Genomic DNA, 659 nt, shown 5'->3' with positions numbered 1-659 from the left:
AAGACTACAGCACCCGTTTCCCTCCATAATGTTAAAGATGGGAAAATTGCTGAAGATTCGCATGATGCGATCAATGGTAGGCAGATTGAAAAAATATCTGGAGATGTAGCAAACATTTTGGGTGGGAATGCGGAATTTAGCGACGGTATTTTGTTCGGTCCGCTTTATCATTTATCGCGCATTTCTGAAGATGGCGTAGCAGTATCTAAAGACCATAATAATGTTGGTGACGCTTTGACAGGGCTTGATGACAATATCAACAATGTGAATAGCCGCTTAACACATGTAACAAATGAATTTACTCAGAAAATTGAGGGTGTTTCTAAAGATTCTCTATTGTGGAGTAATGATGAGCAGGCATTTGTAGCACAGCATGGAGCAGACAAAGAAAATAGCAAAATTAAGTTTCTTGCTAATGGAGACATTTCTGAAGATTCAACCGATGCAGTGAATGGTTCGCAGCTCTTTGCTACTAATCAGAATGTTATCACTGTTACAAATAATCTGACAACAATTGCTAAAAATATATCAAAGTATTTTGGTGGAGGTGCAGATGTATCTAACGGTAAGGCTCCCACTTATACAATTCAGGGTAATTCTCATAATGATGTTGGTTCTGCTTTTAATGCTGTTGATACTTCTATCACGAATATCCAAAA

Annotated in this window: 1 pseudogene; it reads left to right on the top strand. The window is 37.8% G+C overall.

Annotated elements, in window-relative coordinates:
• Positions 1–659: pseudogene (locus ACFINX_RS10350) on the top strand (hypothetical protein); the annotation flags it as partial.

Source organism: Bartonella sp. AP36NXGY (assembly GCF_042195865.1).
GTDB lineage: Bacteria > Pseudomonadota > Alphaproteobacteria > Rhizobiales > Rhizobiaceae > Bartonella.
Note: the sequence above shows the minus strand (reverse complement) of the source record. Positions and strands in the feature narration are given on the sequence as shown.